The organism is Rhizobacter terrae (assembly GCF_003852895.1).
Taxonomy (GTDB): Bacteria; Pseudomonadota; Gammaproteobacteria; order Burkholderiales; family Burkholderiaceae_C; genus Albitalea; species Albitalea terrae.
This window is the reverse complement of sequence record NZ_QUSW01000018.1, coordinates 1-9,318: the sequence shown is the minus strand read 5'-3', so window position 1 is coordinate 9,318 and position 9,318 is coordinate 1. Positions and strand designations below refer to the sequence as shown.

The window sequence follows — 9,318 nt, the reverse complement described above, 5'->3', positions numbered from 1 at the left end:
CGTGGTGGTGGACCACGACAGCGTGCTGCAGCCGCAGCGGCTGAGGCAGCGGCTGCAGTCGCAGGGCGTGAACGTGCTGTGGCTGACGGTGGGGCTGTTCAACCAGATGGCGCAGGAGCTGGCCGATGTGTGGTCGCAGCTGCGCTACCTGATCGTGGGCGGTGATGCGCTGGATGCGCAGGTGATCCGCCGGGTGCTGGACCAAGGCGGGCCGCGGCACCTGATCAACGGGTACGGGCCCACGGAGAGCACGACGTTTGCGATCACCTGCGAGATCGAACGGGTGGAAGAGGGCGCACGCAGCATCCCGATCGGGCGACCGATCGCGAACACGAGGGTGTACATCCTGGACGGGCGCGGGCAGCCGCTGCCGCAGGGGGCGGTGGGGGAGATCCACATCGCCGGAGACGGGCTGGCGCTGGGCTACCTGAACCAGCCACAGCTGACGAGCGAACGCTTCGTGGCGGACCCGCACGGGCCAGCGGGGCAGAAGATGTACAGGACCGGGGACCTGGGGCGGTACCTGGGCGACGGGAACATCGAGTTCCTGGGGCGCAACGACCACCAGGTGAAGATCCGCGGGTTCCGCATCGAGCTGGGTGAGATCGAGGCGAGGCTGACGCAGTGCGAGGGCGTGCGCGAAGCGGTGGTGCTGGCGCGCGAGGACAGCCCCGGGGACAAGCGGCTGGTGGCCTACGTGGTGGGCGAGCAGGCGGACAGCCAAGTGCTGCGCGAACAGCTGGGCGCGCAGTTGCCCGAGTACATGGTGCCGCAGGCGATCGTGCGGCTGGATGCGCTGCCGCTCACGCCCAATGGCAAGGTCGACCGCAAGGCGCTGCCCGCACCCGACGGTTCGGCCTACGCGGAGCGAGGCTACGAAGCGCCGGTGGGCGAGGTCGAGGCCACGCTGGCGCGCATCTGGGCCGAGGTGCTGCAACTCGAGCGCGTCGGGCGGCACGACAACTTCTTCGAACTCGGCGGCCACTCGCTGCTCGCCGTCAGCGTGATGGAGCGCATGCGTGAGGCGACCCTCGATGCCGACGTGCGCTCCTTGTTCATCGAGCCCACGCTCGCAAGCTTTTCCAGATCGGCCAAAAAGATGAAGGAGTTCCTGCTGTGACACTCGCCAAGCTGTTGACCGAACTCGAAGAAAAGGGCGTCAGCCTGTCGCTCAAGGGCGAGGAACTCGCGGTGCGCGCCGAAGAAGGCGTGCTGGACGATGACAAGCTGCTGAACCTGCTGCGCGCCAACAAGCAGGCGCTGATCGAGCGGCTGAAATCGGGCCAGCGAATCGGTTCGGTGGCTGCGGACACCTCGGCCGGCATTCCGCCCGATTGCGAACGCATCACGCCCGCGATGTTGCCCCTGGTGACGCTCACCGACGAACAGATCGACGGCCTGGTCCGCCGCATCGAGGGCGGCGCGGCCAACGTGCAGGACATCTACCCGCTCGCACCGCTGCAGGAAGGCATCCTCTTTCATCACCTCGCCGCGACCGAAGGCGATCCCTACCTGCTGTGGAACGCCTTGGCCTGCAGCAGCCGCGCCAAGGTGGACGAGTACCTTCGGGCACTGCAGGCTGTCATCGACCGGCACGACGTGCTGCGCACCTCGGTGCATTGGGAAGACCTTCCCGAGCCGGTGCAGGTGGTCTGGCGCCAGGTGCGCATCGCGGTGGACGAACTCACCCTCGACCCCGCGGACGGCGACATCGCCGGCCAGCTGAAAGATCGCTACGACCCCCGCCGCATGGGCATCGACGTGCAGCGCGCGCCCCTGATGCACGTGGCGGTGGCGCAGGACGTGCCCAACGGGCGTTGGGTGCTGCTGCTGCTGTACCACCACCTGGTGGTGGATCACCGCACCGCCGACCTGGTGCACGAAGAAATCATGGCGCAGTTCCTCGGCCGCGCCGGCGAGCTGCCGGCGCCGGTGCCGTTCAAGCGCTTTGTCGCGCAGGCACGCCGGGGTCTGCCCCGCGAGGAGCACGAGGCGTTCTTCCGCGACATGCTGGGCACGGTGGACGAGCCGACCTTGCCCTTCGGCCTCGCCGATGTGCGGGGCCAGGCGCACGACATCACCGAGCATCGGGAACTGCTGGAGGACGCCCTCGCACGGCGCTTGCGCGATGGCGCGCGCCGGCTGAACGCGAGCGCCGCCAGTGTCTTCCACCTGGCCTGGGCCCGCGTGCTGGCGTGCGTGTCCGGGCGTGAGGACGTGGTCTTCGGCACGTTGATGCTTGGACGCCTGCAAGGCGGCGCCGACGCAGGACGCGCGCTCGGCTTGTTCATCAACACGCTGCCCCTGCGAATGCAGGTGGACAGCGAAGGTGTCGGCGCCGCCCTGCGCCGCACGCATGGACTGCTCACGCAGCTTCTGCGGCACGAGCATGCGCCCCTGTCGCTGGCCCGCCGCTGCAGTGGCCTGGACGCTGCCACGCCCTTGTTCAGCGCGCTCTTCAACTATCGGCACAGTGCTGCGGCCGCGACGCCCGGCACGGATGGCAACGGCTTCGGCATCGAGCTGCTCGGTGGCGAAGACCTGACCAACTATCCCGTCACGTTCTCCGTGGACGACCTGGGCGAGGGCTTCATGCTCACGGCGCAGGTGCAGTCGCCGGCGGACCCGGCCCGGCTGTGCGCCTACATGCGGACCGTGCTGGAGCACCTGGTGCAGGCACTGGAAACCGCACCTGCGACGCCGGTGCGTGCGCTCGACGTCTTGCCTGCGCAGGAGCGCCATCGGCTGATCACCGAATGGAATCCGCCGCACACCGCCATCTCGGCCTGGCCCTGCCTGCACGAGCAGTTCGAAGCCCAGGTGGCACGCACACCGCACGCCGTGGCACTCGCTTTCGGCGATCTTCAGCTGAGCTACGGCGAACTCAATGCGCGCGCTAACCGGCTGGCCCGCCACCTGCGCGCGCGCGGCATCGCTCCTGGGGCACGGGTGGCCCTGTGCTTCGAGCGCAGTGCCGACATGGTGGTGGCCGTGCTGGCCACGCTCAAGGTGGGCGCGGCCTACGTGCCGCTGGATCCGGCGTATCCCGCCCAGCGCCTTGTCTTCATGTGCCGCGACAGCGGACCCTCGGCCGTGCTGACACATGGCGCGGTGAGCCAGCCGGTGCGCGACGCCATCGATGCCTGCCTGCTCGAACGTCCCGACGCGGTGCCGCTGGTCGATCTCGATGCGGACGCCGCCGCCTGGTCATCGCTTGCCGATGGCAACCTTCCCGCGGAAGCCATCGGCGTGGGTTCGCACGACGTGGCCTATGTGATCTACACCTCCGGCTCGACCGGCCAGCCCAAGGGGGTGATGGTCGAGCATGCGAACGTCATGCGGCTGTTCGCCTCCACGCAGGCGAAGTTCTCGTTCGACGACCGCGACGTGTGGACGCTCTTTCACTCCTATGCGTTCGACTTCTCGGTATGGGAGATCTGGGGCGCGCTGCTGCACGGCGGACGACTGGTGGTCGTGCCTTACGAGGTCTCGCGCTCACCTGACCAGTTCCACGCGCTCTTGCGCGACCAGCGCGTGACGGTGCTGAACCAGACCCCCACGGCCTTCCAGCAACTGATCGAGGCCGACCGGGAGGCGCCGCGTGGCACGCTCTCCCTGCGCACGGTGATCTTCGGCGGTGAAGCGCTCAACGTGAACGCGCTGGCACCCTGGTTCGCCAAGCATGGCGATGAGTTGCCGCGGCTGGTGAACATGTACGGCATCACCGAGACCACGGTGCACGTGACCCACTGGCCGCTCAGCGCCGGCACGGTGTCCCGGCTGTGCATCGGGCGTCCGATCGCGGACCTCACGGCCTATGTGCTCGACGCGGCGATGAACCCGGTGCCCATCGGCGTGCCTGGCGAGTTGCACGTCGGCGGTGCGGGGGTGGCGCGCGGCTACCTGAACCGGCCCGAGTTGACAGCGCAGCGCTTCGTCCGCGACCCGTTCTCCCCGCAGCCCGGCGCCCGCCTGTACAAGACCGGCGACCTGGCGCGTTTCCTGCCTGACGGCAATCTCGAATACCTCGGACGCAATGACGCGCAGGTCAAGATCCGGGGCTTTCGCATCGAGCTGGGCGAGATCGAATCGGCCATCGTGGCCTTGCCTCAGGTGCGCGAAGCCGTGGTGTTGTCGCGGGAAGATTCATCCGGTCCGAAGCAACTGGTGGCCTATGTGGTTGCTGAGGGTGAAGCGGATGCGCTCGTGCTGCGCGCCGCACTGGCCCGCACCTTGCCCGACTACATGGTCCCGGCGCAGCTCGTGATGATGGACGCGCTGCCGCTCACCGCCAACGGCAAGGTGGACCGCCATCGGCTGCCGAGCGTCCAGCAGCAGACCGCGGTTTACGAAGCGCCACGCACGACGACGGAATCCACGCTCGCGAGCATCTGGGGCGAGGTCCTGCGTTGCGATGCGGTGGGCATCCACGACAACTTCTTCGCGCTGGGCGGCGACTCGATCCGCAGCATCACCATCCTCACCCGGGCGAAGGCGGCCGGCCTCCCTTTCGCCGTGGTGGAACTGTTCCGCGAACAGACCATCGCCAACCTGGCGCGGCTGATCGACGAACGTGCATCGACGCAGGCGCTGCCCTCCCAGGCTGCCGACGCGGGCGCACCAGAAGACGACGAGGCCTACCCGCTGACCATGCTCCAGATGGGCATGCTGTTCCACAACCAGGCGTCGGCGCAGGCGGCGCTCTACCACGACGTGTTCAGCTACACCGTCGAGGTTCCTGCCTGGGACGAGGCGGTGTTCCGTCGGGTGATCGCCGCCATGGCGCGGCGGCATCCGGTGCTGCGCACGGCCTTCGACCTGCGGGGTGGCGACGAACCCCTGCAGCGCGTGCATGCGCACGCCTCGATTCCGCTGGTGGTGTCGGACTGGACGATGCACGCCCGCGAAGCGCAGGAGCAATTGCTCGCCCGGTTCCTGGCCGAAGAAAGAAGCACCGGATTCGATCTTGCGGTGCCATCGCTGATGCGGCTGTTCGTGCAGCTGCGCAGTGAGCGCAGCATCCAGTACACCATCAGCTTCCATCACGCCATCCTGGACGGCTGGAGCGTCGCGGCGTTCCAGACCGAGTTGTTCCAGCAGTACCTCGGGGCGCTGTCGAATCCCAGGCAGTCCTTCTCGCTGCCGCCGCTGGCCACCACGCCCAAGGCCGTCGTGTCGCTGGAACAGCAGGCGCTTCGCTCGCCGGACCACCGGGCCTTCTGGTCGCAGCATCTCGCCGGGCATTCGATGACCGCCTTGCCCGCGCGGCTGCCGGATGCGCCAGGCGGCACGGCACGCTGGGACACCACCTTCGCCGTGGACAGCACGGTTCGCGACCGCCTGCATGCGCTGGCCACCGAGTTGCGCGTGCCCATGCGCAGCGTCCTGCTTGCTGCGCATCTGCGCGTGCTGTCTCTCGTGTCCGGCACGACCGACGTGGTGACCGGCCTCGTGTGCAACGTGCGGCCCGAAGCGGCCGACGGCGACAAGGTGCTCGGGCTCTTCCTGAACACGCTGCCGCTGCGGCTGCGCATGCAAAAAGGGCGCTGGGTCGACCTCATCGCCGACACGTTCAAGGCCGAGCTGGATGTCATCGAGCACCGGGCCTATCCGTACTTCCAGATCTTTGCCGACAACGGCCGCGTGCCGCTGTACGAGGCCGGATTCAACTACGTCAACTTCCACGTCTACGACGCGCTGCAGGAGCAGGGCGGGTTTTCCGCGCAGGCCAGCGAGAGCCACGAGGCGACCAACCTGGCCTTGAGCGCGAGCTTCACCGACACCGCGCACGGGTTGGCGGTCATCTTGCGTGTGGACCCATCGCGCCTGTCCGCGGCGCAGTCGCAGCGCTTGTTCGGCTACTACCGGTCCGTCCTGGAAGAGATGGCGGCGCACCCGCAGGCTGACCATTCGGCTTGCGACCTTCTGCCGAGTGCCGAACGCGAGCGAATGCTGGTGACGTGGAACGCGACGCAGTCGGTGATCGAGACGGACGTGTGCGTGCACGAGCTGATCGAGGCGCAGGCGAGGCAGCGCGGCGCGAGCGTGGCGGTGAGCTGCGAAGGCCAGGCGCTGAGCTATGCGGAACTGGATGCCCAGGCGAACCAGTTGGCGCATCACCTCAGGCGGCTGGGGGTGGGCGCGGAGCAGCGGGTGGCGGTGTGCATGCAGCGCAGCGTGCAGATGGTGGTGGCGCTGCTGGCGGTGTGGAAGGCCGGCGGGGCGTACGTGCCGCTGGACCCGGCGTACCCGCAGGCGCGGCTGGCGCACATGATGGGCGACAGCACGCCCCGCGCGCTGCTGACCGATCGGGCGGCGCGCGAGCGCCTGCCGGCGCTGGACGTGCCGGTGATCGAGCTGGACGCGGCGCAACGCGCGTGGGATGGCGAGAGCCGGGGCCCGGTGCAGGGCACGGGCGTGACGGCCTCGAACCTGGCGTACGTGATCTACACCTCGGGGTCCACCGGTCAGCCCAAGGGGGTGATGGTGGAGCACCGGCACCTGGCCAACCTGATCGGCTGGCACTGCCAGGCGTTCGAGCTGAAGGCGGGAGACCGGGCGTCCAGCGTGGCGGGGTTCGGCTTCGATGCGGTGGTCTGGGAGATGTGGCCGGCGCTGAGCGTGGGGGCGCAGCTGTGCATGCCCGGGCCGCAGTGCGGTCAGGACCCGCAGGCGCTGCTGGCGTGGTGGGAGCAAGAGGCGCTGGACGTGAGCTTCCTGCCCACGCCGATCGCCGAGCACGCGTTCGCCACGGGGCGGAGGCACCGCACGCTCAGGCGGCTGCTGATCGGGGGGGACCGGCTGCGGCAGATGCCCGCCCGGGCGCTGGGCTTCGAGCTGGTGAACAACTACGGGCCCACCGAAGCGACGGTGGTGGCGACCTCCGGGGTGCTGCAGCCCGGGGTGCCGGTGCTGCACATCGGACGGCCGATCGCCAACACGGCGATCTACCTGCTCGACGAGCACAGGAGGCCGGTGCCGCAGGGGGTGGCCGGCGAGCTCTACATCGGCGGGGCGCAGGTGGCGCGCGGCTACCTGAACCAGCCGCAGCTCACGAGCGAGCGCTTCGTGAGCGACCCGTTCGCAGGGGCTGGAGCGCGCATGTACCGCACGGGGGACCTGGCGCGCCACCTGGAGGACGGGAGCATCGAGTTCCTGGGGCGCAACGACGCGCAGGTGAAGGTGCGCGGGGTGCGCATCGAGCTGGGGGAGATCGAGGCGGCGCTGCTGGCGCACGAGGCGGTGAGCCAGGCGGTGGTGGTCGCGCGCGAGGATGCGGGCGAGACGCGGCTGGTGGCGTACTGCACGGCCCCCGAGGGCGTGGTGCTGGAGGCTGCGCAGCTCAAGCAGTGGCTGCAGCGCACGCTGGCGCAGCACATGCTGCCGCAGGCGGTGGTGCAGCTGCCGGCGTTGCCGCTGACGGCCAACGGGAAGATCGACCGGCAGGCGCTGCCCGCGCCGCAGGACGGGGCAGACCCGTCGCGGGCGTACGAGGCGCCGGTGGGCGACACCGAGGCCCGGCTGGCGCAGATCTGGGCCGAGGTGCTGCGCGTCGAACGCGTGGGCCGGCACGACAACTTCTTCGAGCTCGGCGGCCATTCGCTGTCGGCGGTGTGGGTGGCCGAACGCATGCGCAACGAGGGCATGGCGGTCGACGTGCGCCAGCTCCTGTCCGCACCGACGATCGCGGCACTGGCTGGCGCATCCCGCGGCGACCTTGGCATGGTGGAGGTGCCGGACAACCTCATTGCGGCGGGCTGCGAGCGCATCACGCCCGAGATGCTGCCGCTGGTGTCGCTGGACGCCGGCCACATCGAACGCATCGTCTCGCAGGTGCCGGGCGGCGCGGCCAACGTGCAGGACATCTATCCGCTCGCGCCGCTGCAGGAAGGCATCCTCTTCCACCATCTCGTCTCCAGCGACGGTGACCCGTACCTGCTGCATGCGACGCTGGCCTTCGACACCCGTGCCACGATGGAGCGCTATCTCCAGGCGCTGCAGCAGGTGGTGGACCGCCACGACATGCTGCGCACCGCCATCCACTGGGAGGGACTGCCGGAGGCCGTGCAGGTGGTGCTTCGCCATGCGCCGCTGATCGTCGACGTCGTCGAGCTTGATGCCGACGGCGGCGAGGCGCACGCGCAGTTGCTCGCGCGCGTCGACCCGGCGCGCTTCCGGCTGGATGTGCGCCAGGCGCCGCTGCTGCGGATCGTGGCGGCGCGCGATCCCGCGGGCGAGCGGTGGCTGGTGCTGCTGCTGTTCCACCATCTCGCGATCGACCACACCACCTTGGAAGAGGTGCAGGAGGAAGTGCTGGCGTGCCTGGCCGGCGAGGCGGACCGGCTGCCTCGCGCATTGCCGTTCCGCAACTTCGTCGCGCAGGCCCGGCAGGGCGTGCCGGCGCAATCGCACGAAGCCTTCTTCCGGCAGATGCTCGGCTACGTGGACGAGCCCTCCGCGCCCTTCGGCATGGTGGATGCCAAGGGCGATGGATCGCTCATCGTTCACGCACGGCAGGCGGTGGACAGCGAGCTCGCGCAGCGCTTGCGCGCAGCAGCCCGCACGCAGGGCGTCAGCGCGGCCAGCATCTTCCACCTCGCGTGGGCGCTGGTGCTGGCGCGTGCCTGCGGGCGCGACGACGTGGTGTTCGGCACCGTGCTGCTCGGGCGCGCGCATGGCGGCAGCGGGTCGGACCGGGTGCTGGGACTGTTCATCAACACCTTGCCGGTGCGGGTGCGCCTGCAGGGCATCGACGTGCGCAGTGCCTTGCACGACCTGCACGGCATGCTGGCGCAGCTCATGCAGCACGAGCATGCATCGCTCGCGCTGGCGCAGCGATGCAGCGGGGTGGCCGCGCCGGCACCGCTGTTCAGCGCGGGACTGAACTACCGTCACAGCGCCAGGACCGTGTCGCGCTCGCAGGAGTTTTCCGAGGCCGAGCGCCGGGCCGTGGCGGGCATCGAGATGCTGGCGATGGAGGAGCGCAGCAGCTACCCGTTCTCGCTCGTCGTCGATGACCTCGGCGCTGATTTCGGATTGCACGTGATGGTGCAAACGCCGATCTCCCCCGAGCAGGTGTGCCGGTACATGCAGACGGCGCTGGAGGGCCTGGTGCAGGCGCTGGAGAGTCGGCCGAAGCAGCCGGTGCGCGAGCTGGAGGTGCTGCCGGCGGAAGAGCGCGAGCGAGTCCTGGTCGGCTGGAACGAGACGCGTCGGCCGTACGAGCGCGATCGCTGCGTGCACGAGCTGATCGAAGCGCGTGCTGCGATGCAAGGGCAGGCGACGGCGCTGGTGCAAGGCGAACACAGCCTGAGCTAC

At 69.3% G+C, this 9,318-nt stretch carries 2 protein-coding genes; both read left to right on the top strand.

Features of this window, described 5'->3' with window-relative positions:
• A partial coding sequence (locus tag DZC73_RS29450) for a non-ribosomal peptide synthetase (RefSeq protein WP_161974811.1) occupies window positions 1-1,120 on the top strand: 1,120 nt, incomplete at its 5' end.
• Window positions 1,117-9,318 (top strand): amino acid adenylation domain-containing protein (locus tag DZC73_RS29445; protein WP_124543975.1); only part of this gene is annotated, 8,202 nt, incomplete at its 3' end. The genes DZC73_RS29450 and DZC73_RS29445, both read left to right, overlap by 4 nt.